Source organism: Aeromonas ichthyocola (genome assembly GCF_046087985.1).
Taxonomy (GTDB): Bacteria; Pseudomonadota; Gammaproteobacteria; order Enterobacterales; family Aeromonadaceae; genus Aeromonas; species Aeromonas rivipollensis.
Genome location: NZ_JBJSWH010000003.1, coordinates 1 through 23,269 on the forward strand (window position 1 = coordinate 1; position 23,269 = coordinate 23,269).

Below are 23,269 nucleotides of genomic sequence, written 5' to 3' on the forward strand. Positions count from 1 at the left end.
ATCTTCGTTTTCCGAGCAGCTTTTTCACCGCTTTGCCCCTGTCATATGTGACAGGGGCATTTTCACCATCCCGCACTAGGCTCTCTCATGCCAATTGAGACCATTGTCATCAGGCGCTCATGGCAAGGGGGAGGGGTGACTCACGAGCTGACAGCTGTACAAACTGCCCATCGTCATCACGCCAAACGGCAGTGATGACACCCCGGTGGAGTCCGGACACCACTTGAATCAACGGGGCGGAACCCGAACAGCCAAACGAGTAGGGACAAGAGATCACGGAGGGTTTGTTATGTCAGAACAAGCAGTGCTGCTGGGTGGATGGACTGCCTACCACAAGCTGAGCGCCAAGGATCAGGCGGTATTCAACCAGGCGTTGGAAGGATTTGTCGGGGTGCAGTACACACCCTTTGAAGTCTCCACCCAGGTCGTCGCCGGCACTAACTACCGCTTTAAATGCAAGAGCACTGTGCCGCTGCCCAACCCCATCCACGGGGAAGCCGTGGTGCAGATCTTCCAGTCTCTGGATGGGTCGGCCCATATCACCTCCATCACCCCGATCTGATCCGGTAGTGGGGCAAGGCGGGGAGGGCATAGCCTTCAACCGGTTTGCCTCAACACCCAGCAATAAGAAAGACGCCCGAGGGCGTCTTTCTGTATCCATGCCCTAACGTCGCCAACGTATTGATAGAATTGCCAAGCAAGATCCACTAATATCATTTAATTAATTTTGCTTTTTCAAATTAGCATATGCCTCTTTTTTATCGTCCTAGATGGTGAAACTGTTTGTTCAGCAATACTTTTTTGCGCCAGTAACGGGCTGGACCAGAGAAAAATCATAGGCATTCAGCAGATCAGAGGGTGTCATTCAATGGCACTAGCTTAGTAATTCATTCATTGTTTTTTATAAAGTGAAAATTGTATGGCTAAGGTAAATAGTTATAGAAATAGGTGAAAATGCCAGCGGTGGCATGGTAAGATTATGTTTTTTAAAAGAAATTTTGAAGATGAGGCGAGTTATGCAGATGACTCTACTCTCTGATTTACACAGCCTTCTACACAATAACTGTTAGAACAAACAATATGCTCTATCTCGACTTACCGAACTCAATGCACGTTGTATGGGAAAGCATTGTGAGCTTCCTTAATTCGTCCTTTATAAGCGCGTTTTTATCCGCGCTAGCTGGCGCTGGACTCGGCGTTTGGGGTGCGCAAAAACTTGCGGAACGATCGGCTAGGGCCAAAGAGCTCCTTGAAGCATTACGACAGGCAAATGCTATAGTCGTTTTAGCATCGACAATCGCTAATCAAGCTCTTTCGGTAAAGAAGCAGCAAATAAAGCCACTCTCTGACCAATATTTTAAAGACCGTGAGGTTGCCGAAGCCTTACAGAGCAACTTGGTAGATGTTGCACCTGTGCAGCCTATCAGCTTCCAAATTCAACTAACGAAGATCACTCCGCTGACTCTTCCAATCGAAACACTCAAGAACTTGACGTTTTCTGCCCAACTCATGCCTGGGCGGGCACTAGCGCTGGTCTCGATGGTCGAGCAATCAATTACCGATCTCACGCATGCTCTCAACACCCGGTCAGAGATGATCGATGCTTTTCACAAAGCAAATCTTTCATCCCAGATTCTCTGCCTCGACTACTTCGGATTGAAGCGGCCGGACGGAAATACGAATGCCATGTATCACGACACTATGGTCGCTGTTTCTCAGAACACTGATGATGTCGCCTTTTTCAGTACAGAGCTCGCCGAGGAGCTTCAGGCTCACGCGTCGCGCATGCGCGAAAAGCTGCTCCAGATTCGACGTGAAGCCCCAAAAGCCAACGCTATAGATTTCTCCGGTCCACGCCAATCTGGGCTCATGCCACCAAGGGAAGACTATGAATCTTGGTTATCAGGCTTCAAGCCTCAGGATTGAGGCACACGCTCTAACACTTGATTAAGCCGACGTACCGTAGGGGGCAATGAAATTGCACCGCTAATATGGCTTCTGGTATCAGCACAAAAGCCGCCTTGCAAACGGTGCAATGCGCTTCGCTTATTGCACCCTACGTGTTTCGTCAATCCCTGGGGTGGTGTTGCTAAGCGCCATGCTTCGCCAAAGCAACAAAAGGGGCGATCTGCGCCCCGATTCTTCAGGTCTCCCCGCTTTATATCGCCGCACGCTGCCTGATTGTCTGCTGACTCACTACCAAGATTCCTGTTTTCCTCATCAGGCCGGGCAGAAAAAGGCCACGTTCACTCATACCTCGCCGCTTCCCAGGCGTGTATCGCCTGTTTGCGGGTCTCGCCCCAGTGATAGTCGCCGAGCTTGCCGTTTTGCTGGATGACTCTGTGGCAGGGGATCATCAAGGCGACGGGGTTGGCGCCCACCGCCAGCCCCACGGTGCGGGCGGCCTTGGGGTTGCCGATGGCGCTCGCCACCTGGGCGTAGCTCACCACTTTGGCTGGCGGGATCTCGAGCAGCGCCCGCCAGCCGCTGATCTGAAAGTGGGTGCCGCTCACATGCAGGGAGATGGGGCGTTACCCTAACAACGAGTTCAAATCGCTCGCCTGCCTCACTAAGGCTGGCTAAAATCCGCTACTTAACCAAACGTGGGGGCTGGGCAATGGGAGCCGCATAGCTATGGGTATTTCAATTACGTTTCCAAGCCAGGTCGGTGCTCTTCTTTGCCGTTCAATGTTCATGAGATATCTGTCGGGGATTAAATAAGTGAAAGGATCAGAAGAGAACGAAAACATCAGCCTCCTGGAGGCTGATCCTGGCAGCCTTCCCGAGTTCAAGGTCGCCTTGCAGGATGCTTTTCGTGTGGCGGCAGAGGCAGACTTTGGACACCCACTTGAAGAGCCCATTCCTTCTGACGAAGATATTGAACAGTCATTCCACACCAAAGGGGCCGTTACATACTGGATCATGGCAGCCGAACAACGTGTTGGCGGAGCCGTGGTAGTGATAGACCAGATGAGCGGTCGCAACTCACTGTCATTCTTTTTCATCGCGACGAGCCAACAGAGCAAAGGCTTGGGCCTTAAAGCCTGGCATGCGATTGAAAACGCGTTTCCTCTCACTAAAGTCTGGGAAACGGTGACGCCATATTTTGAGAAAAGGAATATTCACTTCTACGTGAATAGATGTGGTTTCAAAATTGTCGATTTCTACAACAAGCACCATCCGGATCCTCATCAGGTCTCACACCATATTGATGGCAAAGGAGATGACGATGAGATGTTCCGGTTTGAGAAAATAATGGAAGGTGCGAGTGCTGGTAAACGCGAAAGCCAACCAGGCGATTGACCTCGCTTGCTTCGCTCTCTGTAGGCTGTGCGATACATCAGTACGGCCCACGTGGCTTCAAAGGTGAAGACGGCTTTCGAAAGATAGACCAGGTCAAGGCGGTATTCGTCGCCACCGCTATCAGGTGAATACCCTCTCCATTCATACCTCGCCGCTTCCCTGACGGGTCTCGCCCCAGTGATAGCCGCCGAGCTTGCCGTTCTGTTGGATGAGTCTGTGGCAGGGGATCATCAAGGCGACAGGGTTGGCGTCCACCACGAGGCCGATGGCTCTGGCGGCCATCTGTAACAAAACAGGCGATCTCGATCCCAATTCTCTATAATGCCCTCCTTTAAAACCGCCGGGCTCATGTCCGGCGGTACCATATGGTCTGCTTTAGCGCCGCGAGGCAGGGCCACGACAAGATTGAGAAACGGTTATGCATACCCTGGAACAGCTGCGCGCGGGCGAACTGCTTGGCGCTCGCCACCTCAAACTCGCCGAAAACCTGACGGTTTTCCCCCCCGAGATTTTGAGCCTCAAAGAGACGCTGGAGGTGCTGGATCTCACCGGCAACCAGTTGAGCCGGCTTCCTGACGAGTTGGCTGAATTCAAGAAGCTTCGCATCCTCTTCTGCTCCGAGAACCGCTTTACCGAGTTGCCCGAGGTGTTGGGGCGCTGCCGGTTGCTCACCATGGTGGGCTTCAAGGCCAACCGGATTGCCACTGTCTCGGCCGCATCCCTGCCTGCAGGCTTGCGCTGGTTGATCCTGACCGACAACGTTATCGAACGACTGCCGGACGAGCTAGGGCAGTGCGCCGCCCTGCAAAAGCTGATGCTCTCTGGCAACCGCCTGCGCGAGCTGCCGGCAAGCCTTGCCAACTGCCATCATCTGGAGCTGCTGCGCATCGCCGCCAACCGGCTGGAGGCGTTTCCCGAGTGGCTGCTCGGTTTGCCGCGCCTCGCCTGGCTGGCCTATGCAGGCAACCCCTTTAGCGACAAGCAGGAGCAGCGGCTGGGCCAGTGCAGCCCGTGGCCGACATCCCCTGGGATTCGTTGACGCTGGGCGAGCAACTGGGGCAGGGGGCATCCGGCGTCATCCATCGCGCCAGCTGCGCGCCGATGAGGGACCGCGGGCGGTGGCGGTCAAGCTCTTCAAGGGGGCCGTGACCAGCGATGGCCTGCCCCGCTGCGAGATGGCGGTGTCGCTGGCGGCAGGCGTCATCCCCATCTGGTCGGGGTTGAGGGGCGGCGGCGATTACCCCTCCGGCATCCGGCACTGGTGATGGCGCTGATAGACCCTGATTTTATCAACCTGGCGGGGCCGCCGAGCTTGGACTCCTGCACTCGCGACATCTATCAAGCTGATGCCCCTTTACCCCGGCTGCGCTGCTGGCCATGGTGCAGGGGGTGGCGAGCGCCGCGCTGCATCTGCACGGACGCGGCATCCTGCATGGGGATCTCTACGCCCACAATATGCTGCACTCCTTGCACTCTGAGGAACAGGGGCGGCCCTGCTCGGGGATTTCGGCGCCGCCTCCTGTTATGAGCGCCGACCGTGAGCGGGCCGGGGCTGGAGCGTCTGGAAGTCAGGGCCTTTGGTTGCCTGCTGGAGGAGCTGCTGGCCCGCTGCGTCCCTTGTGATGACAAACTGGATGCCCTGCATGTGCTGGTGGATGCCTGTCTCGCCGAGGCGGTGGCGGCGCGCCCCGACTTTGCCGAGATTGCGGCAAGGCTTGCTGCGGTGGCGGCGGTCATCTGCGCCGAGCCAGTTTTGCTGTGATCAGTTTTGCTGTGATCCGGCTCGCCCTGCCGTCGCGGTAGTAGCAGGCGCAAAGCAGGCGAAAAAGAGCAGGAGTGGATGACGAAAAGATGTCAAAAGGGGGCCTTGGGGCCCTTTTTTGTTTTGTTCCGCTTTTTTGGGTAAAAGTTATGGCTGCCGCCTTGTTGGTGCTTGCGTGCAGCGGGCTAAGTTGTGATATTGAGTCATCTTTACATGACAGGGGTGACTGGATGGAAGCGGCGTTTTGGCATCAGCGTTGGGAAGAGAACCGGATCGGCTTTCATCAGGCGGATTTCAATCGCTGGCTGCAATCCTGGTGGTCGGCCCAGCAGCGGGCGAGCCCGTGCTGGTACCCCTGTGCGGCAAGTCCCGCGACATGCTCTGGCTGAGCGGGCAGGGCCATCCGGTTGACGGGTTCGAGCTCTCGGCCGTCGCCATCAACAGCTTTTTCAGCGAGAACAAGCTGAATGAAACGGACAGTGCCGAGGGGCCTTATCAGTGCCATCAGCACGACAGCCTGCGCATCTATGAGGGGGATTTTTTCGCCGCCCCCGAACTTGGCCGCCGCTATCGGCTGGCCTACGACAGGGCAGCCCTCATCGCGCTGCCGACCGCCATGCGCCGCCAGTATGCCGAGCTGATGAGCCGGCTTATCGAGGCGGGCGGCCAGATCCTGCTGGTGACTCTGGAATATCAGCCGGAGCAGCAGCGTCAGCCGCCGTTCTCGGTGGGAGAGATGGAGGTGCGTACCCTGTTCGAGCGCGATTTCCAGGTTGAGGTGCTGGGGCGCGCCGCCGAGGTGGATCACCCCAGGGTGCTGTCGGGTCAGCTCTCCTACTTCGATGAGGTGGCCTACCGGCTGGTGCGCCGTCCAGAGGTGACCAAAAGCGTGAGCCAAGGCGATAAAACTCGCCATAAAGCTGCAGCTGGTTGACTCTTTATTACCTCCTTTGACATAGATCAACGTGACAAATCGGGGGAATGCCTAAGATGAGGCTGTTTCTCAATCACTGCAGGTGTCGACCGATACGCTCTGGTTTGAACCATTCGGCCGTTCATCGACTCAGTGTCTGATTTTCACGCTCATGTTCACTTTTGGCGGCTCTGGTCGCAATTGATTATGGTTTTTCCAGCCGACCCCCAGGGGTCGGCTTTTTATTGCCTGCAATCTGCCGTGGGGCGGGTATCGAGGCCTGATCAGGCTTCGAAGGTGGCGGCATTGAGCCGGAACGCCTTGGGATCGTCGATGAACTGGCCGGTGATCCGCTCGTCGTGCTCGTGGCCCAGGCCATAGCTGCAGAGGATCAGCCGATCCGAGGTACGCGAGCGCAGCTGGGTGATAAAGCGCACCAGATCGGCGCGGCTGAGCCTGCCCACCTCCTCGCGTACCCGCTCCCGCTGATCGAAGCCCAGATCCTTGTTGCCTATGCTGACCCAGAGCCGCTGGCCGCGGCTGCGCAGGTTGGCATCCCGCTCGCTGAGCTGGGCCTGCAGGCCCGCCTTGCTGTCCTGCCATTGCTGCTCGGTGAACTCCAGCATGGCCAGCGGGAAGAGATCGATGAACTCCTCCACCGCGTCCAGCAGGATCTGCGGCCCTGCCACCGGCGACTGTATATAGAAGATGAGGCCGGGATGGCGATTGAGGGGCAGGTTGCCGGCCCCCACCACGTAACCCAGCTGCTGGCGAGTGCGCAGCTCGTGGAAGAAGGTGGAGGACATGATGTGGTTGGCCAGGGTGAAGCAGGCGAGATCCCGCGCCCGGGTGGTGCGGGACTGGTAATAGACCAGCAGCGCCGAGTCTTCGTGATCGCACCCCTGCTCGCGAATGAGGGTGCCTCTGTCCTGAATGGAGATGAGGGGGCGGCGGGTCTCGGCGCTGGGCTGGCTACTGACGCCGAGGTGACGCTCCAGCAGGGCGGCCAGTTCGAGTGCCTCGGCGGCGGTCCAGTCGCCGTGCACCAGGGTCTCTATGTGCACCTCGGCAAAGAGCCGGGCGACGAAGTCGGGCATTTCGTCGAGTGCTATGGTGCGCAGGTGGCGCAGCAACTGCTCGAACGGCGGGTTGTTCGGTTGCAGCAAACTGGTGAGCTGGTTGAACAGCTGGGAGATGGGCCTGGTCTTGGACTGGTTCTCCCAGTTGCGGATGAGCTGTTCCTTGATTTCGCTGAAGCGAGCCGGATCCGGATAGCCCAGGGTACGGTTGCCGAGGATCATGTCGAGCAGCAGCGGCAGCTTGTCGGCAAAGCCGCTCAGGTTGATGGTAAAGCCCCCCTGATGGGCATAGATCTGGTAGCCGAGCCCGGCGAGTTCTGCCGGGTAGGTGAGGGCATTGAGGTGATCCGTGAGCAGCTCCACCGCCAGCCTGGCCATGGCGATGTGGCGCGGGCTTCTGACCGCATGTTCGCTGTCGATGGAGATATAGAGGCTCCCCTTGGGCACCCCAAACAGGTGCTCGTGCAGATGCCAGAGGCGAAAGCCGGGGGGTCGACCAGGCAGGCCGGCATGTCGGCACTGAGGGACGGCGTTCTGGCGTCGAGGCGGTTGCTGATAAAGGGGTTGGGGGAGGGCAGGTGCAATGCGGGATCCGGCTCGCTCTGCTGCCAGCGGATCTTCTCGGCCTCGGTGATGGCCTGGACGCTGTAAGGGGTCTGATACCAGCGGGCCAGGCGATCCGTGCTCACCTCCGGCGCCTGTATGGTGACGCGCAGGTTGTGGGGGGTCAGCTTGGCGAGGAAGCGCCGGATCAGGGGCTCATCGTACTCGCGCATCATGTAGTCGCCGTGGAGCAGATCGTCCGGGGCATAGCTGAACAGATTGAGCACCAGCCCCGAGACGGTGTCCAGCGCCCGGCCCCGCTCCTGGAACCGGAAAGCGGATTCCAGCACGCTGCGCTTCTCGTCATAACGCCAGGCCTGCAGGCCATGGCGTTCGATGAGTTTCAGGTAGCCGAACAGGGCGGCGATGATGTCGTCCACATGGGCAAGCCCGAGGGGCGTGAGGCCGAAGCTGATGCCGAAGTCCTTGAAGTTGGCGCCGCTGATGCCGCCTCCGGCGGCGAGCTGGTTGACCCAGCCTCTCGCCTTGAGCAGGGAGAGCAGGCTGCCTTCCCCTTCGTAGCCGATGAGGTGGCTCAGGAAGGTGAGGGGCTTCTTGTCGTAGAGGGCATCCACGCTCGGCAGCGGGAAGGTCAGCGCCAGCTTGCGGGTCTCCTTGACCGGCGCTATCTGGATGCGGATGCCGAGATCATCGAGTCGGTAGAGGGGCGCCGAGAGGGCGGGGGGGCCCAGGCGGCGATCCGGAATTGTGCTGAAGAAGCGGTCGCACCACGCCAGCTGGGTTTCAATGGATGCCGGAGAGAGCATTACCAGCGCCATGCGATCCGCACTGTAGTGGCTTTCGTAGAACGCAATAAGGTCGGAGCGCAGATCCCGGCCGGGCAAGTCCGCCAGGGTATCCAGGTTGCCGACCGAGAACTTGGAGAAGGGGTGGGCCGGGTTGACCGTCTCCTTGTGCACCTGATAGCTGCGGCGCACATCGTCCTGCAACTTGAGGCGGTATTCGGAGTCGACCGCGTTGCGTTCCTTGTCGACCCACTCGGGGGCGAAGGTGGGGCAGATGAAGAACTGGGAAAAGCGATCCAGCCCCGCTTCGAAGAAGCCGTTGTCGATATCGAAGAAGAAGTTGGTGAACTCGGTGCCGGTCCAGGCGTTGTTGCTGCCCCCGTGGCGGCTCATGAACTGCTGGTACTCGCCGGGTTTGGGATAAGTACGGGTACCGAGGAACAGCATATGCTCAAGGAAATGGGCCATGCCCTGGCGATCGACAGGGTCATCAAAGTGGCCGGTGTTGACGGCCAGGGAGGCGGCCGATTTATCGGTCTCGGGATCGCAGATCAGCAAGACCCTGAGCCGGTTTGCCAGCTCCAGATAGTGATACCGCCGATGGTCGTTGGGACTGGCATATGGGCTCATTGGGGCGTGACTCGCGGTGAATTTATTTGAATTTAAACATGATTATCGACCCCGCTATCTCACGAGGCAAACCCTTTTCTGAGAGGTAGCGCAATTGTTTCCCCCTGCATGGCGGGGTAAGATCCCCCCGCTATTTAAACAGGCCCCCTGGGCGAGGTTGTAATGAAAATCTACATCATGCGTCATGGCCAGGCTGGCATGAACGCAAAGACTGATGAACAGCGTCCACTGACCGAGCAAGGCATCGAAGAGTCCATCCACATGGCGAGCTGGTTGGCCCCTCAGCTGGCCGGCTCCCTGAGCCTGGTGATCCACAGCAACTACCTGCGTGCCAGACAGACCTGGCAGGCTATCTCTGCCGAGCTGCCCGAGGCCCTCAAGGTCGAGGAGAGCGGCGAGATCACCCCCTATGGGGATCCGGCCTTCGTGGCGAGTTATCTCACCGCGCTGGCGGCGACCCACGACAACATCCTGATGGTCAGCCACCTGCCCCTGGTCGGGTATCTGGTGCAGAGCCTCTGTCCGGCGGCGGGTGCACCCATGTTTGCCACCTCGGGTCTGGCTTGCATCGAGTGGCAAGATGGCAAGGGGGCCTTGCTCTGGCTGGAAGGACCGCATACAATACGGTAAAAGTTAATAAAAAGTTACAGATTGGTTTTTTGGGGAAGAGAGAGTCGATTTTTCCGGTTTTTTATACAAATTTAACGGAATTATCTCGCATAAGCTGCTGTCATACGGATACAACTGCAAGAGGTTGCAAACGATGAGAGTGTTCAAGAAGTACCTGCCACTGATGGTGGCAAAGCATGTAAAAACCTTCTTCAAGGGACGGATCTACATCCACGGCAGGGGGCGCTTCGATTTCCAGTCGGGCCTGCTGATGATGCCACTGCAAGCCGATATTCCCCACCGTCAGACGGTGCTCGAAGTCAACGAGCTGATATCGAGGCTGCACATGGATGCCGCTTGAATCGCATCTATGGTGTCATCTCCCCCTCATGCCCGCCCAGTGCGGGCATGATTGCATCTGGGCCTCTGTGACGCCTCTCAGGCCTCTTCAAATCGATTTTCGAATAAGGTTGCCGCGTCCCGCATCAGGGTGCTTGCTTATCCTGTTTGCCTCTCTATACTCCCGCGAAATATCCGCCCCCTTTCTCTGGACATAGCGATGCCCCTTGCTTTCCTGTTCCCCTTCTCCTGCATGGCCATCTGGGCCGGCAACGGCATCGTCAGCAAGCTGGCGGTGGGGGTGCTCTCGCCGGCCGCCCTGGCCTGGTCGCGCTGGATGGTGGCGGCCCTGGTGCTGACCCCCTTCCTCGCGCGGCGAGCCTGGCGCATGCGTGACAAGCTGCGGGCCGGTTTCTCCCGGCTGGCCATGCTGGCCCTGCTCGGCATGGTGCTGAACCAGACCTTCGGCTACTACGCGGCCCAGACCCTGGGGGCCACCGAGATCGGGCTGATGATGGGGCTGACCCCGCTGATGACGGTGCTGCTCAGCATCTGGCTGCTGCGCGAGCGCCCCACCTGGGGCGCCCTCGTCGGCGGCGTCATCTCCATCCTGGGGCTCGCTATCTTGCTGGGGCAGGGGGATCCAACCCGCTTGTTCACCCAGGGCATTCACATCGGATCCGTCTACATGCTGCTGTCGGCGGCCACCTATGCGCTCTACAGCGTGCTGCTCAAGCGCTGGGATCTGGGGCTCGACAACTGGTCCATGCTCTACGGCCAGGTGCTCTGCAGCCTGCTGTTCCTCACCCCTTTCTACCTGCTGGTGGACGGCAAGTGGCCTGATGGCAGCGCGCTCTGGCTCATCCTCTATGCGGGGATCCCGACCTCGGCCCTCTCCCCCTGGCTCTGGATGCAGGGGATAGCCCTGCTCGGGGCCAGCCGCACCGCCATCTTCATGAACCTGTTGCCTGTGATGACGGCAGCCCTGGCCATCAGCTGGCTGGGAGAGACGCTCACCAGCTATCACCTGATCGGCGGCGGCATGACACTGCTGGGGGTGCTGCTGGCACAGCTGCTGGTCAAACCTGTGAGGGTGCGGCGGCGGGCCCGGCTCGCGATGGCCGGCTGCCAGGAAGATTGAACGAAAAGACCGCCTTGGAGGCGGTCTTTTGCTATCTGGGGGGCGCTTACTGCGCCGTCAGATAGAGGTCTTTGGCATAGACCAGATCTTGCGGGTTATGGTAGGGGTAGCCCTTGACGAAGGGCTTGAGCAGCCGTGACTTCACATAGAAGTAGACGGGGGCTATGGGGGCCTCTTCGTCGATCAGTGCCTCGGCCTGCTGATAGAGCCGGTTGCGTTCGGCCGGATCCTTGGCGTCATGGGCCTTGGCCAGCAGGGCGTCATAGGCCTTGTTGAACCACTTGCCGCTGTTGGCGCTGCTGCTGGATGTCATGATGTCGAGGAAGGTGGAGGCATCGTTGTAGTCCCCGTTCCAGGAATAGCGACTGACCCCGAAATCCCCTTCGTTCAGGGCCGAGACCATGGTCTTCCACTCCATGTTGTTGAGCTCGGCCTTGACCCCCAGGTTGTGTTTCCACATGGAGGAGATGGCCAGCGCTATCTTCTTGTGCCCCTCGTTGGTGTTGTAGAGGATGTCCACATCCAGCGGATTTTGCGGCCCGTAGCCCGCCTCGGCGAGCAGCGCCTTGGCCTGTTTGATGCGCGCCTCCTTGCTCATCAGCTCGCTGGCCGGCGGCTTGAGCTCGAAGCCATCCACGCTCGGCGGGGTCAGGCTGAACGCCGAGAGTTGCCCCTGTCCCAGGATCTTCTCCGTGATGGTGTCTCTGTCGATGGCAAGGGAGAGCGCCTTGCGCACCCTGACGTCGTCGAAGGGTTTGCGCTGGGTGTTGAACACGTAGTAGTAGGTGGCGAGCATGGGGGCGCTCACCAGATCGTCCGGGCTCTGGCGCTTGATCTGTTGATACTGCTCCAGGGGATAGGTGGTGTAGTGCAATTCGCTCGCGCGATAGCGGTTGTAGGCCGCGGTATCGGAGACGATCTCCAGATAGATCACCTTGTTCAGCACTGTGCGCTCATTGTCCCAGTAATGGGGATTGCGCTCGGCGATGAGGCGCTCGTTCGGAGTCCACTCCTTGAGGGCGAAGGCGCCGTTGGAGACTATGTTGCCAGGCTTGACCCACTCGTGACCGAACTTCTCTATGGTGGCCCTGGGGGCCGGGAAGGTGGTGTAGTGGGAGAGGGTCTTGAGGAAGAAGGGGACAGGGGCCTTGAGGGTTACCTGCAGGGTGTGATCATCGAGCGCCTTGATCCCCAGGGCATCCGGGCTCTTCTTGCCCTGCACCACCTCGCTGGCGTTGGCGACGCCGGTCAGCTCGATGAACCAGGCGTAGTTGGAGGCGTTTTTGGGATCGGCCGCCCGTTGCCAGCCATAGACATAATCCGCCGCCGTCACCGGCTCGCCGTTGGACCACTTGGCATCGGGTCTGAGCTTGAAGGTGTAGATTGTGCCGGTGTCATCTAGCTCGTAACCAAGGGCGCCGGCCGCCTGCAGCTTGCCGTCGCCATCCAGGGTGTAGAGCCCCTCGAACAGATCGTTGACGATGTCGCTGCCCGCGCTCTCTTCCACCATCTGGGGGTCGATGGAGGCGGGTTCTGTGCCTATGTTGCGCACGAAGGTTTGCTGGGCACTGGGTAGCAACTTGGTGCCTGCGGGCACCTGGGCCGCCAGGGCGGGGAGGGAGATCAGGGCGGCAACCGCGCCGGCAATGAGAGTCCTTTTCATTGAATATCCTTATGTTTTTTTGCTTCCAAAGCCGAGCCAGTGTGCTGGATTGAGGGCGAGATCTCAAGAGGGGGGCCGGCGGACGCCGGGGGAGAGAACCGGATGGGGAGGGGCGGGGTGAAATGGCATTCTTGTCACGAATTAACATGATGAAAGACGCCGATTGAAGCCCGTTTTTCAGCGCTAGGCCCCCTGTCGACGGGGTTTTCTGGCGATTTATACGGCGGCTTAATTCGCTGCAAAAACAAAAAACAGGCGTTACATTAGGTTACAAAACAACGCTGCCGAGGATCGGCACTTTTTTTGCCGACACTTGCAAACGTTTTCAACGGCCAACGGAAACGATCTTAAAGGAACAAGAATGCGAAACATGATCACCATGGGCGAGTTCATCGTCAAAAAGCAGGCGGACTATCCTACCGCGACCGGCGAGCTGACCTCCTTGCTCAGCTCCATTCGTCTGGCTGCCAAGGTGGTGAACCGGGAGATCAACAAGGCGGGGCTGGCGGACATCATCGGCTCCATGGGGGCCGAAAACGTGCAGGGGGAGGTGCAGCAGAAGCTGGACGTCTACGCCAATGAGCGCTTCAAGGCGGCGCTGGAGGCCCGTGGCGAGGTGTGCGGCATGGCGTCCGAGGAGGAGGAGGACTTCGTCTCCTTCGATTCCGAGCTCTCCCGCCACTCCAAGTACGTGGTGCTGATAGACCCCCTGGACGGCTCCTCCAACATAGACGTCAACGTCTCGGTCGGGACCATCTTCTCCATCTATCGCCGGGTCAGCAAGCCGGGCGCCGGGGTGACCCTGGAGGACTTCCTGCAACCGGGCAACCGCCAGGTGGCCGCCGGTTACGTGGTCTATGGCTCCTCCACCATGCTGGTCTACACCACGGGCTTCGGGGTCAACGGCTTCACCTACGACCCTTCCATCGGCTGCTTCTGCCTCTCCCACGAGAACATCCGCATCCCGGAGGAGGGCAAGATCTACTCCATCAACGAGGGCAACTACATCAAGTTCCCGGACGGGGTGAAGAAGTACCTGAAATATTGCCAGGAGCGGGACGAGGCGACCCACAGGCCCTACACCTCCCGCTACATCGGCTCCCTGGTCTCCGACTTCCACCGCAACCTGCTCAAGGGCGGCATCTACATCTATCCGTCCGGCACCAACTCCCCGAACGGCAAGCTGCGGCTGCTCTATGAGTGCAACCCCATGGCCTTCCTGGTGGAGCAGGCCGGTGGCAAGGCGTCCGACGGCTTTGGCCGCATCATGGACATCCAGCCCACGGCGCTGCACCAGCGTACCCCCTACTTCGTCGGCTCCACCAGGATGGTGGAGCGGGCCGAGGCCTTTATGCGTGAGTTCTCCGCCCACGAAGATCCGGCCAATCAGGGGTGATGCCCGGATGTCGTGCCTGCGATGAGCAGATAAAAAACGGGAGCCAATATGGCTCCCGTTTTGTTTGGCACTCGCTGCCACTAGAGGCTGTTGTTGGCGAGATCCGTCAGCAGGGCATCCACCAGTTTCAGGCGCATGGCCCTGTCCTGGTTCGGTACCTGGAAGCGCAAGCGGGTAGGTCCATCCATTTTATAGATACGTGGCTGGGCTGGAGAGCAGTTTTACCAGATAGGTCGGGTTGACGCGGGTCTCCTGGGTGAAGTCCAGATAGCCGCCGCGATCGCTCATCTCCACCCGGCGAATGCCAAGGGCCGTGGCCCGCTGGCGGAAGGCCGCGATCTCCATGAGGGTCTTGGTCGGCTCCGGCAGCAGGCCAAAGCGATCGATAAGCTCCACCTTCAGCTCGCGCAGCTCCTGCTCGTCGGCGGCGCTGGCGATGCGCTTGTACATGGAGAGGCGCATGTTGACGTCAGGGATATAGTCGTCCGGCAAGAGGGCGGGCAGGCGCAGCTCCACCTCGGTGTGCTGGCTCATCAGCTGCTCGAGGGACGGCTCCTTGCCATGTTTGAGGGCCTCCACCGCCTGCTCCAGCATCTCCATGTAGAGGGTGAAGCCGACCGACTCGATCTGGCCGCTCTGATCGTCACCGAGCAGCTCACCTGCGCCCCGGATCTCCAGATCGTGGGTGGCGAGCGCAAAGCCGGCCCCGAGATCTTCAAGGGAGGCGATGGCTTCGAGCCGCTTGGCGGCGTCCTTGGTCATCAGCTTGGGATGGGGGGTGAGCAGGTAGGCATAGGCCTGATGGTGGGAGCGGCCGACCCGGCCCCGCAACTGGTGCAATTGGGCCAACCCCAAGTGATCCGCCCTGTCCATGATGATGGTGTTGGCGCTCGGCACATCTATGCCTGTCTCTATGATGGTGGTGCACACCAGCAGGTTGAAGCGCTGGTGGTAGAAGTCCGACATGATGCGCTCAAGATCGCGCTCGCGCATCTGGCCGTGGGCGATGCCGATGCGCGCCTCCGGCACCAGCTCGGCGAGATCAGCCGCGCACTTCTCTATGCTCTCGACGTCGTTGTGCAGGTAGTAGACCTGACCGCCCCGTTTGAGCTCCCGCAGCACAGCCTCGCGCACCACGGCCGGCTCGTGCTGGCGCACGAAGGTCTTGATGGCGAGCCGCTTGGCGGGCGGGGTGGCGATGATGGAGAGGTCCCGCATGCCGGACATCGCCATGTTGAGGGTGCGCGGGATCGGGGTGGCGGTGAGGGTGAGGATGTCCACGTCGGCCCGCAGCGCCTTGATCTTCTCCTTCTGGCGCACCCCGAATCTGTGCTCCTCGTCGACGATGAGCAGCCCCAGATCCTTGAAGGTGAGGTCTGAGCCGAGCAGCTTGTGGGTGCCTATGATGATGTCGACCTTGCCATCGGCCAGCTCCTTGAGCACGGCCGTCTGCTCCTTGGCGGAGCGGAAGCGGCTCAGCACCTCCACCCGCACCGGCCAGTTGGCGAAGCGATCGCGGAAGTTGTCGTAGTGCTGCTGGGCCAGCAGTGTGGTGGGCACCAGCACGGCCACCTGCTTGCCGCCGTGCACCGCCACGAAGGCGGCGCGCATCGCCACCTCCGTCTTGCCAAAGCCCACGTCGCCGCACACCAGCCGGTCCATGCTCTTGGCCTGGCACATGTCGCCGAGCACCGCATTGATGGCGTTGAGCTGATCCTCTGTCTCCTCGAACGGGAAGCTGGCTGCAAACTGGCGGTAGCTCTCCTTGTCGTGCTTGAAGGCAAAGCCGGCCCGCGCCGCGCGTATGGCATAGACATCGAGCAGCTCGGCGGCCACGTCGCGCACCTTCTCCGCCGCCTTGCGCCGCGCCTTGACCCAGGCCTCGCCGCCTAGCTTGTGGCTGGGGGGGTTATCCGAACCCGTGTAACGGCTGATAAGGTGCAGGTTGGTGACCGGCACGAACAGCTTGTCGCCACCTGCGTACTCCAGGGTGAGGAACTCGGTGGGCAGGCCGCCGGCATCCAGGGTCTCGAGCCCGAGATAGCGGCCGACCCCGTGATCCAGATGCACCACGGGCTGGCCCTGGGTCAGCTCGCCGAGGTTGCGGATCACCGCATCCGAGCTTAGGTTCTTGCTCTTCTCCCGCTGCCGCTTGCTTCTGATCTTGCCGCCGAGCAGCTCGGTCTCTGTGATGAGGGCCAGGGCCTCTGCCCCGGCGGGTTCGAGCAGGAAGCCCCGCTCCAGCGGGCTGACCAGCAGGCCATGACGCGCCTTGCTCCCGACGAACTCCTCGAGGGAGGCGAACTCCTTGGGTTGCAGGTTGATTCGTGCCAGCAGATCGCCTAGCCCCTCGCGCCGCCCCTCGGACTCCACCGCGAACAGAGTGCGGCCGGCAAAGCCTTGCAGGAACTGGCTGAGGGCCAGCAGGGGTTGCTCCTTGCTGTGATCGAGCTGCAGGTCGGGCAATGGGGCTATGGGCAAGTCGTGCTGGCCCGCGCCGCCGTCGGTGGCCGCCTCCTGCAGGCGCACGGCGCCGTACTGGCCGAGGGCGGCGAAGAGCTGCTCTACCGGCAGGTAAATTTGCTGGGGAGGCAGCAGGGGGCGGGTATTGTCCCAGCGCCTGTCTTCATAGCGCTGGCCTATGTCGTTCCAGAAGCGCTGGGCCGCCGGGTAGATCTCCCCCACGGTGAGCAGCAGGGTGTTGTCTGGCAGGTAGTCAAACAGGCTGGCGGTCTGGCTGAAGAAGAGCGGCAGATAGTATTCGATGCCGGCGGGCCAGCGCCCCTTGCTCACCTCCTGATAGACGGATCCCTCCGCCCGCGACAGCTCGAACTGCTCGCGGAACTGACCGCGAAACAGCTCGATGGCGGCCTCGTCGGTGGGAAATTCCCGGGCGGGCAGCAGGCTGACGCTCTTGACCGGCTCGCTGGAGCGCTGGCTCTCGGGATCGAAGGGGCGGATGGAGTCCACCTCGTCGTCGAAGAAGTCGATGCGATAGGGGCGGCTGCTGCCCATGGGGAAGAGATCCAGCAGGGAGCCACGGGCGGCGAACTCGCCGTGCTCCAGCACCTGCTCCACCGCCACATAGCCCGCCTCGGCCAGCCGTCCCCGCAGCTGTTGCAGGTTGAGGCGCTGGCCGCTGGTCACCATCAGGCTGTATTTGTCGAGATAGGCCTGGGGCGCCGTGCGCAGCATCAGGGTGGAGATGGGCACTATCAGCACGCCGCTGCTCATCTGCGGCAGCGTATAGAGGGTCTCGAGCCGCTGGGAGATGATGTCCTGATGGGGGGAGAAGGTGTCGTAGGGCAGGGTTTCCCAGTCCGGGAACATCAGCACGGGGCAACCCTGATCGGCCAGCAGGAAGCTGAGCTCCTGTTCGAGGCGCAGGGCGCTCGGGGTATCGGCGGTCACCAGCAGGACGGGGCGGTTGGCCTCCCGGGTGAGGCGGGCGGCGACCAGTGCCAGGCTGCTGCCGACCAGTTGGCCCAGGGTTATTTTCTGGCCCGCTTTGGCGGGCAAGGCAGGGAGTTTCATTGGCATCGTTCGATTCTTTTAACGTTGACGTTGGCTGTGATTAGCGCTGACGCTCTTGGGCACGCAGTTTGAGCTGCTTGGATTGCACATGCAGGCTGGCACGCACCAGCAGCTCCCTGTCGTCCTCGCGGATCCGCACATAATCGAGCACCACATGGGTGCCGTGCTCGCCGGGCTCCCGCTGCTTGACCTCGCCATAGCAGTAGACGGCGGAGGCCTCCTCCCGCAGGAAGATCTTGAGTCGTACCAGCTGGTGCAGTTGCGGCGGCTCGCCGTGCCCCTGGCGCGGGTGCAGGTAGGTGAGCTGGCCGGCACCAAAGCGCAGGGTGTGGAAGCGATGTTCGGGGTGATCCTGCGCCGCCAGCACGAAGCCCATGATCATGTCGATCTTGCGGGACTGCTGATTGATGATCTCCACCAGATCGTGCATGGACTCGTTCTGGTTGCGCAGCAGGCGGCTGCTCACCAGATCGATGGAGGTGATGGCGGAGGCGATGCGAAAGGGCTCGGGCAGCTCGGCATCAAGGGCCTCCAGCGTCGGCAGGTGAAAGTCGGCCGGCATGGGGATCACATTGACCGGCGTGGCATGGGTGACGCTGAAGAACTGTTCCTGCATGGAGGCTATCCCTTGTTGTCATAGACGATTTTTAACGGCGCTGTTGACCTTGCCCCGCGGCGGTGTCCCCGGCCTGGCGCGAGACGTCATGTCCGGCCGTCCCTTGGGTGCTCCCGTCACGACGGGGCGCAGCATGGCGGCGGGGGCCTGCGCATTGGGCGAAACATGGCGCCATGGGCTGCCTTTAAGGCTCAGGAGAATGGGCCATTGCGCCTGCCCCTGCGTCATCTGCTGCGGCAACGCGGCTTGCGTTGAGGCGTCAACAGACCCTATTATCCGGCATCTTATTTTGTTGGCAACGTAGATATCCTTGAAGACTGGACTTTTTCAGCCACTCTCGCTGGCCATAGGCCTGCGTTATGCAGGCTCGCGACGCAGTAACCGCTTCGTCTCCTTTATCTCCCTGTTTTCCACCTTTGGCATCGCCATCGGGGTTGCGGCCCTGATGGTGGTCATTTCGGTGATGAACGGGTTCGAAGGGCAGCTCAAGGGGCGCATTCTCGGGGTGATCCCCCACGTGGTGGTGACCAATACGGCGGGGCGCATCGATGCCCATCCGCCAGGCCTGCCCGATCTCGACAAGCTGCCCCACGTGGTGGCCACGGCCCCCATGCTCGACAGCGAAGGCATGTTGCAAAGCCCGGGCCAGCTCACCGGGGTGAGCGTGCAGGGGATAGATCCGGCCCGCTGGCCCAAGGATGACATCCTCCATGCCCAGATGCTGGGGGGACGGCTGGACAGCCTGCAGCGCGGCCAATACCACATAGTGCTGGGGCAGGGGGTGGCCAACCGCCTCAAGGTCTCCATTGGCGACGAGGTGCGTCTCATCCTGACCGAAGGGACCCGCTTCACCCCCTTTGGCCGGGTGCCGGCCCAGCGGCTCTTCACCGTCTCCGGCATCTTCGGAGTCGGTGCCGACGTGGACAGCCAGGTGGCGCTGATTGCCCTTGGGGACGCCCAGCGCCTGCTGCGCCTGCCCGAGGAGACGGTGGGCGGCATCCGCCTCTGGCTCGACGATCCCTTCGCCGCCGATGAGGTGGTGAGAACCGCGCTGCCGGACGGGCTGGAGTGGCAGGATTGGCGCCGGGAGCGAGGTGAACTCTTCCAGGCGGTGGCCATGGAGAAACGCATGATGGGGCTGATGCTGGTGCTGATCATCGCGGTCGCCACCTTCAATATCCTCTCCGCCCTGGTGATGGTGGTTACCGACAAGGAAGGTGAGGTCGCCATACTGCGTACCATGGGCATGAGCGAGGCGGGGATAGTCAAGATTTTCATGGTGTTGGGGGCGTCGAGCGGCGTCATCGGCGCCCTGTTTGGCGGTCTGGCGGGGCTGGCCCTGTCGTTCGGACTCAACCCCCTGCTCGATGCGGTGGGGCTCAACCTCTATATGGCGGCGGGGGGCAGCGGTCTGCCGGTCATCGTCGAACCCGCCCAGGTCATGACCATCTTGCTGGGTGCCGTGCTGCTGAGCTTCAGTGCCACCCTCTATCCGGCGGCCCGTGCGGCCCGGGTCAAACCGGCCGAGGCATTACGTTATGAATAGCGCCGTGAATCCATCATCTTCTGTTGTTACCTCCGGTGCGAGTGCCGGCGTTGTGGCCGGTGCCAATGTTGTCACTGGTATAAGTGGAGCCCCTGTTATGAATGAACCCCAGTCCTGCGAGCCTCTGCTGCGCTGTCAGGCCCTCAACCATGTCTATAAAGAGGGCAATCTGGAGACCCAGGTGCTCAAGGGGATAGATCTCTGCGTCGCCCCTGGCGAGATGCTGGCGGTGGTGGGGAGCTCGGGCTCGGGCAAGACCACCCTGCTGCACCTGATGGGGGCGCTGGACAACCCCTCGAGCGGCGCCGTGTTGTTCAAGGGGCAGGACATCCACCACTGGGACAGCAAGACCCAGGCCCGTTTTCGCAATCAGGAGCTGGGCTTCGTCTATCAGTTCCACCACCTGCTGGCCGAGTTCACCGCGCTGGAGAACACCGCCATGCCGCTGCTGATCGCCGGCGAGTCGGTGGCGAGCGCCACCGAGAAAGCGAGCAAGATGCTGGGACGGGTGGGGCTCTCCCATCGTCTCAATCACAGGCCTTCCGAGCTCTCCGGTGGCGAGCGCCAGCGGGTGGCCATCGCCCGTGCCCTGGTCAACGAGCCTAGCCTGGTGCTGGCGGACGAGCCCACCGGCAACCTGGATCACGCCAGTGCCACTGCGGTGTACGAGCTGCTCTGCGAGCTCAACCGGGAGCTGGGCACGGCCTTCGTGGTGGTCACCCATGACTTGAGCCTCGCCGCCAAGCTGCACCGCCGGGTGACCCTGGTGAGCGGCATCATGGCGGAGGTCGCCTGATGTTCAAGCCGCTGCCCCTCTTTCTGGGCCTGCGTTACAGCCGCTCCCGCCGTCGCAACGGCTTTATCGCCTTTATTTCCGCCTCCTCCCTGATTGGCATAGCCCTCGGGGTGATGGCCCTCATTCTTGGCCTCTCCGCCATGAACGGCTTCGAGCGGGAGCTTAAAAACAGGGTGCTCTCGGTGGTGCCCCACGGGGAACTCATCGGCATGGAGGCGCCGCTGCCCGACTGGCAGAGGCTTAGGGACTACCTGCTGGCCCAGCCCGGGATCGAAGCCGCTGCCCCTGTCATCCGCCTCGATGGCCTGCTGGAGCACGGCTCCGCCATCAAGGGGGTGCAGGTGCGTGCCGTGCTGCCCGAGCTCGAGGCGAACCTGTCGGATGCGGGCAACTACATGACGGGGCTGGGGTTTCGTGAACTGCAGGCGGGCGAGCACGGGGTGATCCTCGGCAAGACCATAGCCGACAAGCTGGGGGTCAAGATAGGTGACCCCGTGACTCTGCTGCTGCCCCAAGGGGGAGACGAGACGGGGATCAAGAATCCCCGGCGGGAGACCCTGACCGTGGTGGGGCTGCTGGAAATAGGCGGCCAGCTCGACGGCGTGCTCGGGTTCATGCACCTGGCCGATGCCCAGTCCATCACCGGCATGGGCAGCGCTGTGGAGGGCTTCAGCCTCAAGGTGAACGACGTGCTCAAGGCCCAGTCCATCACTGTGGCGGCCGCCCGCAAATTCCCGCACTACGTCTACATCAGCAGCTGGATGAGTCGCCAGGGGTATCTCTATCAGGACATCCAGATGGTGCGCACCGTCATGTACGTGGTGATGCTGATGGTGGTGGCGGTGGCCTGCTTCAACATCGTCTCCACCCTGGTGATGGCGGTGAACGAGAAGCGCAGCGAGATCGCCATCCTCAAGACCATGGGGGCTAGCCCGGGCCAGATCCGGCTCACCTTCGTCATCCAGGGCATGGTGAACGGGGTGGCGGGCGCCTTGCTCGGTGCCCTGCTGGGGGGCCTGCTTTCGAGCAAGCTGACCCAGATCCTGGGCGTTATCGAGAAGCTCATCGGCCATCGCTTCTTGAACCCGGACATCTATTTCATCGACTTCCTGCCGACCGAGCTGCACCTGCAGGATCTGGTGATTGTGACCAGTGCCGCCATCCTGATGAGTCTGCTGGCCACCCTCTATCCCGCCTGGCGGGCCAGCGATCTGGTGCCCTCCCGGGAGCTGGGCCACTGATCCGTGAGCCAGGTTTGCCAAGCCTGACAAGATGCTGAAAAAGAAGGGCCCGCCGGTGCAGACCGGCGGGCCCTTCTGTCTTCTGGTCGTTCGACTGGCCTAGTGGGCGTTGAGCTCATCCAGCGGCAGCGAGAAGCTCGCCACGAACACATCGATAAAGTAGCGCATGGCCGGGTTCATGCGGGCGGCCAGCATCTGCTCGAGGCGCTTGCGCGCGGGCTCGAACTCCCGGTTGCCGACGCTCAGTTCCTCCAGACACTTGGTATAGGCGCAGAGGGTGTCGGCATCCTTCACCAACCGGGCGAGGACGTCGTCCTGGGCACCGGAGTCGAGCAGGGGGCGAAAGTCTTCCATCAGCTCGGGGGGCAGCATGCCGAGCAGACGCTGTTCGGCGGCGAGCTCAATCTTCTTGTACTCGCGGGCTATCTCGGGGTTGAAATATTTGACGGGGGTCGGCAAGTCGCCCGTCAGCACCTCGCTGCTGTCGTGGTAGAGGGCCATGACGGCGGCGTGGTTGGCATCCACCTTGCCATCAAACAGCCGGTTGCTGATGACGCCGAGGGCGTGGGCCACCATGGCGACCTGCAGGCTGTGCTCGGCGATGTTCTCCGGCTGTATGTTGCGCATCAGGGGCCAGCGGTAGATGAGCCGCATGCGGGCGAGGTTGGCGAAGAAGTGGCTGGGCAGCATGGGGGACCTCGAACTGGGGCAATGAAAAAGGGCAGACCCTAGTCTGCCCTTTTTTGACATCCCAGGCATAGCCTGGCGGTGCATTCTTGTTTAGCGAATATAGCGACCGGATTCGGCCTCGTGGTTGGTGACTATCATCTGGCCTATGGGGGCCAGGGCAATCAGGGCCAGCTTGAGGTGCTGGATGCCGAACGGGATGCCGATGATGGTCACGAAGCAGGCCAGGGCCGAGGCGATGTGGCCTATGGCCAGCCAGACTCCGATCACCAGGAACCAGAGGATGTTGCCAATCATCCCGAGGGCACCTGTGCCTATGTCGCTCTGCCCCGTCATTGTCTTGCGGTTGACCGCCTGCTTGCCAAACGGGAAGAAGGTAAAGGTGCCGATGACGAAACAGGCTCGCCCCCAAGGGATCCCTATCAGGGAGACGAAGCAGAGCAGCCCGGCCAGCCACCAGGCCAGCCCCATAAAGACGCCCCCCAGTACAAACCAGAGCAGATTGAACAAGAAGCGGAAAAAGGACATGTGGGTCTCTCCAGACTCATAAATTGGCAGTCACCATAGCGAGCGGCGCCGAGGGACGCAATGGCTGATGCGAGAAGGCGGACAATTTGGGTCGCAGACCCCCTGAGCGCACCGCTCCCGGCGACGCCGAGAGATGA

The 23,269-nt window shown here is 61.0% G+C and carries 18 protein-coding genes and 5 pseudogenes; 14 read left to right on the forward strand and 9 right to left on the reverse strand.

Features of this window, described 5'->3' with window-relative positions; all coding sequences use genetic code 11:
* Nucleotides 1-289 precede the first annotated feature (289 nt).
* Both ACF2JD_RS08725 and ACF2JD_RS08730 read left to right on the forward strand, forming a co-directional pair.
* Nucleotides 290-562 (forward strand): hypothetical protein, encoded by a 273-nt coding sequence (locus ACF2JD_RS08725; RefSeq protein ID WP_025326799.1) that lies wholly within the window; start codon nucleotides 290-292, stop codon nucleotides 560-562.
* 518 nt (nucleotides 563-1,080) lie between these two features.
* Nucleotides 1,081-1,926: a hypothetical protein gene (locus ACF2JD_RS08730; RefSeq protein ID WP_440987219.1), complete on the forward strand. Its 846-nt coding sequence runs from the start codon at nucleotides 1,081-1,083 to the stop codon at nucleotides 1,924-1,926.
* 320 nt (nucleotides 1,927-2,246) lie between these two features.
* Here the strand turns inward: ACF2JD_RS08730 and ACF2JD_RS08735 are convergent.
* Nucleotides 2,247-2,531, reverse strand: a pseudogene (locus ACF2JD_RS08735) (methylated-DNA--[protein]-cysteine S-methyltransferase); the annotation flags it as partial.
* 190 nt (nucleotides 2,532-2,721) lie between these two features.
* Here ACF2JD_RS08735 and ACF2JD_RS08740 point away from each other — a divergent pair.
* Nucleotides 2,722-3,303 (forward strand): GNAT family N-acetyltransferase, encoded by a 582-nt coding sequence (locus ACF2JD_RS08740; protein WP_440987220.1) that lies wholly within the window; start codon nucleotides 2,722-2,724, stop codon nucleotides 3,301-3,303.
* Nucleotides 3,304-3,444: 141 nt separating this feature from the next.
* Here ACF2JD_RS08740 and ACF2JD_RS08745 read toward each other — a convergent pair.
* Nucleotides 3,445-3,582: pseudogene (locus ACF2JD_RS08745) on the reverse strand (methylated-DNA--[protein]-cysteine S-methyltransferase); the annotation flags it as partial.
* A gap of 139 nt (nucleotides 3,583-3,721) precedes the next feature.
* On the opposite strand from ACF2JD_RS08745, the gene ACF2JD_RS08750 reads away from it, so the two are divergent.
* A complete protein-coding gene (locus tag ACF2JD_RS08750; RefSeq protein WP_440987221.1) occupies nucleotides 3,722-4,342 on the forward strand; it encodes a leucine-rich repeat domain-containing protein in 621 nt (206 codons plus the stop codon).
* 79 nt (nucleotides 4,343-4,421) lie between these two features.
* On the forward strand, nucleotides 4,422-4,568 hold the full coding sequence (locus ACF2JD_RS08755; RefSeq protein ID WP_440987222.1) for a hypothetical protein: 147 nt from the start codon (nucleotides 4,422-4,424) through the stop codon (nucleotides 4,566-4,568).
* Nucleotides 4,569-4,641: 73 nt separating this feature from the next.
* On the opposite strand, the gene ACF2JD_RS08760 is transcribed toward ACF2JD_RS08755, so the two are convergent.
* Nucleotides 4,642-4,767 (reverse strand): hypothetical protein, encoded by a 126-nt coding sequence (locus ACF2JD_RS08760; protein ID WP_440987223.1) that lies wholly within the window; start codon nucleotides 4,765-4,767, stop codon nucleotides 4,642-4,644.
* A 73-nt stretch (nucleotides 4,768-4,840) separates the two neighbouring features.
* On the opposite strand from ACF2JD_RS08760, the gene ACF2JD_RS08765 reads away from it, so the two are divergent.
* The gene (locus ACF2JD_RS08765) at nucleotides 4,841-5,065 is read left to right on the forward strand and encodes a hypothetical protein (protein WP_440987224.1); all 225 of its coding nucleotides are present in this window, start codon (nucleotides 4,841-4,843) and stop codon (nucleotides 5,063-5,065) included.
* A gap of 230 nt (nucleotides 5,066-5,295) precedes the next feature.
* A pseudogene (locus ACF2JD_RS08770) lies at nucleotides 5,296-5,999 on the forward strand (thiopurine S-methyltransferase).
* A 263-nt stretch (nucleotides 6,000-6,262) separates the two neighbouring features.
* Here the strand turns inward: ACF2JD_RS08770 and ACF2JD_RS08775 are convergent.
* Nucleotides 6,263-9,036: pseudogene (locus ACF2JD_RS08775) on the reverse strand (insulinase family protein).
* A 162-nt stretch (nucleotides 9,037-9,198) separates the two neighbouring features.
* Between ACF2JD_RS08775 and sixA the strand changes: the two are divergent.
* The 3 genes from sixA (at nucleotide 9,199) to ACF2JD_RS08790 (ending at nucleotide 11,125) form a co-directional block, all read left to right on the forward strand.
* A complete protein-coding gene (sixA, locus tag ACF2JD_RS08780; RefSeq protein WP_025326806.1) occupies nucleotides 9,199-9,666 on the forward strand; it encodes a phosphohistidine phosphatase SixA in 468 nt (155 codons plus the stop codon).
* 133 nt (nucleotides 9,667-9,799) lie between these two features.
* Nucleotides 9,800-10,006, forward strand: a complete 207-nt coding sequence (locus tag ACF2JD_RS08785) for a DUF1107 domain-containing protein (RefSeq protein WP_005324080.1) — start codon at nucleotides 9,800-9,802, stop codon at nucleotides 10,004-10,006.
* A gap of 198 nt (nucleotides 10,007-10,204) precedes the next feature.
* A complete protein-coding gene (locus tag ACF2JD_RS08790; RefSeq protein WP_395948501.1) occupies nucleotides 10,205-11,125 on the forward strand; it encodes a DMT family transporter in 921 nt (306 codons plus the stop codon).
* A 46-nt stretch (nucleotides 11,126-11,171) separates the two neighbouring features.
* Here the strand turns inward: ACF2JD_RS08790 and ACF2JD_RS08795 are convergent, their stop codons facing one another.
* Nucleotides 11,172-12,788 (reverse strand): ABC transporter substrate-binding protein, encoded by a 1,617-nt coding sequence (locus ACF2JD_RS08795; RefSeq protein WP_440987225.1) that lies wholly within the window; start codon nucleotides 12,786-12,788, stop codon nucleotides 11,172-11,174.
* A gap of 361 nt (nucleotides 12,789-13,149) precedes the next feature.
* On the opposite strand from ACF2JD_RS08795, the gene fbp reads away from it, so the two are divergent.
* Entirely contained in the window at nucleotides 13,150-14,184 is a 1,035-nt protein-coding gene (gene fbp, locus ACF2JD_RS08800) for a class 1 fructose-bisphosphatase (RefSeq protein WP_025326809.1), read from the forward strand.
* 80 nt (nucleotides 14,185-14,264) lie between these two features.
* On the opposite strand, the pseudogene mfd reads toward fbp, so the two are convergent.
* Together mfd and ACF2JD_RS08810 are read right to left on the reverse strand one after the other, a co-directional pair.
* Nucleotides 14,265-17,718, reverse strand: a pseudogene (gene mfd, locus ACF2JD_RS08805) (transcription-repair coupling factor).
* A gap of 40 nt (nucleotides 17,719-17,758) precedes the next feature.
* Nucleotides 17,759-18,334: a PilZ domain-containing protein gene (locus ACF2JD_RS08810; protein WP_106886938.1), complete on the reverse strand. Its 576-nt coding sequence runs from the start codon at nucleotides 18,332-18,334 to the stop codon at nucleotides 17,759-17,761.
* Between the two features lie 310 nt (nucleotides 18,335-18,644).
* Between ACF2JD_RS08810 and ACF2JD_RS08815 the strand changes: the two genes are divergently transcribed.
* From ACF2JD_RS08815 to lolE, 3 genes are all read left to right on the forward strand, one after another.
* Nucleotides 18,645-19,880, forward strand: coding sequence for a lipoprotein-releasing ABC transporter permease subunit (locus ACF2JD_RS08815; protein WP_440987226.1), 1,236 nt, complete (start codon nucleotides 18,645-18,647; stop codon nucleotides 19,878-19,880).
* Nucleotides 19,881-19,977: 97 nt separating this feature from the next.
* On the forward strand, nucleotides 19,978-20,676 hold the full coding sequence (gene lolD / locus ACF2JD_RS08820) for a lipoprotein-releasing ABC transporter ATP-binding protein LolD (protein ID WP_167402261.1): 699 nt from the start codon (nucleotides 19,978-19,980) through the stop codon (nucleotides 20,674-20,676).
* The gene (gene lolE / locus ACF2JD_RS08825) at nucleotides 20,676-21,917 is read left to right on the forward strand and encodes a lipoprotein-releasing ABC transporter permease subunit LolE (protein ID WP_440987227.1); all 1,242 of its coding nucleotides are present in this window, start codon (nucleotides 20,676-20,678) and stop codon (nucleotides 21,915-21,917) included. Before lolD ends, lolE begins: the two co-directional genes overlap by 1 nt.
* 99 nt (nucleotides 21,918-22,016) lie before the next feature.
* On the opposite strand, the gene yfbR is transcribed toward lolE, so the two are convergent.
* Together yfbR and ACF2JD_RS08835 are read right to left on the reverse strand one after the other, a co-directional pair.
* The gene (gene yfbR / locus ACF2JD_RS08830) at nucleotides 22,017-22,607 is read right to left on the reverse strand and encodes a 5'-deoxynucleotidase (RefSeq protein WP_168234985.1); all 591 of its coding nucleotides are present in this window, start codon (nucleotides 22,605-22,607) and stop codon (nucleotides 22,017-22,019) included.
* A gap of 90 nt (nucleotides 22,608-22,697) precedes the next feature.
* Nucleotides 22,698-23,132: a YccF domain-containing protein gene (locus ACF2JD_RS08835; RefSeq protein ID WP_106886933.1), complete on the reverse strand. Its 435-nt coding sequence runs from the start codon at nucleotides 23,130-23,132 to the stop codon at nucleotides 22,698-22,700.
* Between the last annotated feature and the right edge of the window lie 137 nt (nucleotides 23,133-23,269).

Excerpts from the sequence above, each read along its gene's own strand:
- ACF2JD_RS08725 (WP_025326799.1), top strand. The coding sequence starts at position 290 with ATGTCAGAACAAGCAGTGCTGCTGGGTGGATGGACTGCCTACCACAAG.
- ACF2JD_RS08730 (WP_440987219.1), top strand. The coding sequence starts at position 1,081 with ATGCTCTATCTCGACTTACCGAACTCAATGCACGTTGTATGGGAAAGC.
- ACF2JD_RS08750 (WP_440987221.1), top strand. The coding sequence starts at position 3,722 with ATGCATACCCTGGAACAGCTGCGCGCGGGCGAACTGCTTGGCGCTCGC.
- sixA (WP_025326806.1), top strand. The coding sequence starts at position 9,199 with ATGAAAATCTACATCATGCGTCATGGCCAGGCTGGCATGAACGCAAAG.
- ACF2JD_RS08785 (WP_005324080.1), top strand. The coding sequence starts at position 9,800 with ATGAGAGTGTTCAAGAAGTACCTGCCACTGATGGTGGCAAAGCATGTA.
- ACF2JD_RS08790 (WP_395948501.1), top strand. The coding sequence starts at position 10,205 with ATGCCCCTTGCTTTCCTGTTCCCCTTCTCCTGCATGGCCATCTGGGCC.
- ACF2JD_RS08795 (WP_440987225.1), bottom strand. The coding sequence starts at position 12,788 with ATGAAAAGGACTCTCATTGCCGGCGCGGTTGCCGCCCTGATCTCCCTC.
- fbp (WP_025326809.1), top strand. The coding sequence starts at position 13,150 with ATGCGAAACATGATCACCATGGGCGAGTTCATCGTCAAAAAGCAGGCG.
- ACF2JD_RS08810 (WP_106886938.1), bottom strand. The coding sequence starts at position 18,334 with ATGCAGGAACAGTTCTTCAGCGTCACCCATGCCACGCCGGTCAATGTG.
- lolD (WP_167402261.1), top strand. The coding sequence starts at position 19,978 with ATGAATGAACCCCAGTCCTGCGAGCCTCTGCTGCGCTGTCAGGCCCTC.
- lolE (WP_440987227.1), top strand. The coding sequence starts at position 20,676 with ATGTTCAAGCCGCTGCCCCTCTTTCTGGGCCTGCGTTACAGCCGCTCC.
- yfbR (WP_168234985.1), bottom strand. The coding sequence starts at position 22,607 with ATGCTGCCCAGCCACTTCTTCGCCAACCTCGCCCGCATGCGGCTCATC.
- ACF2JD_RS08835 (WP_106886933.1), bottom strand. The coding sequence starts at position 23,132 with ATGTCCTTTTTCCGCTTCTTGTTCAATCTGCTCTGGTTTGTACTGGGG.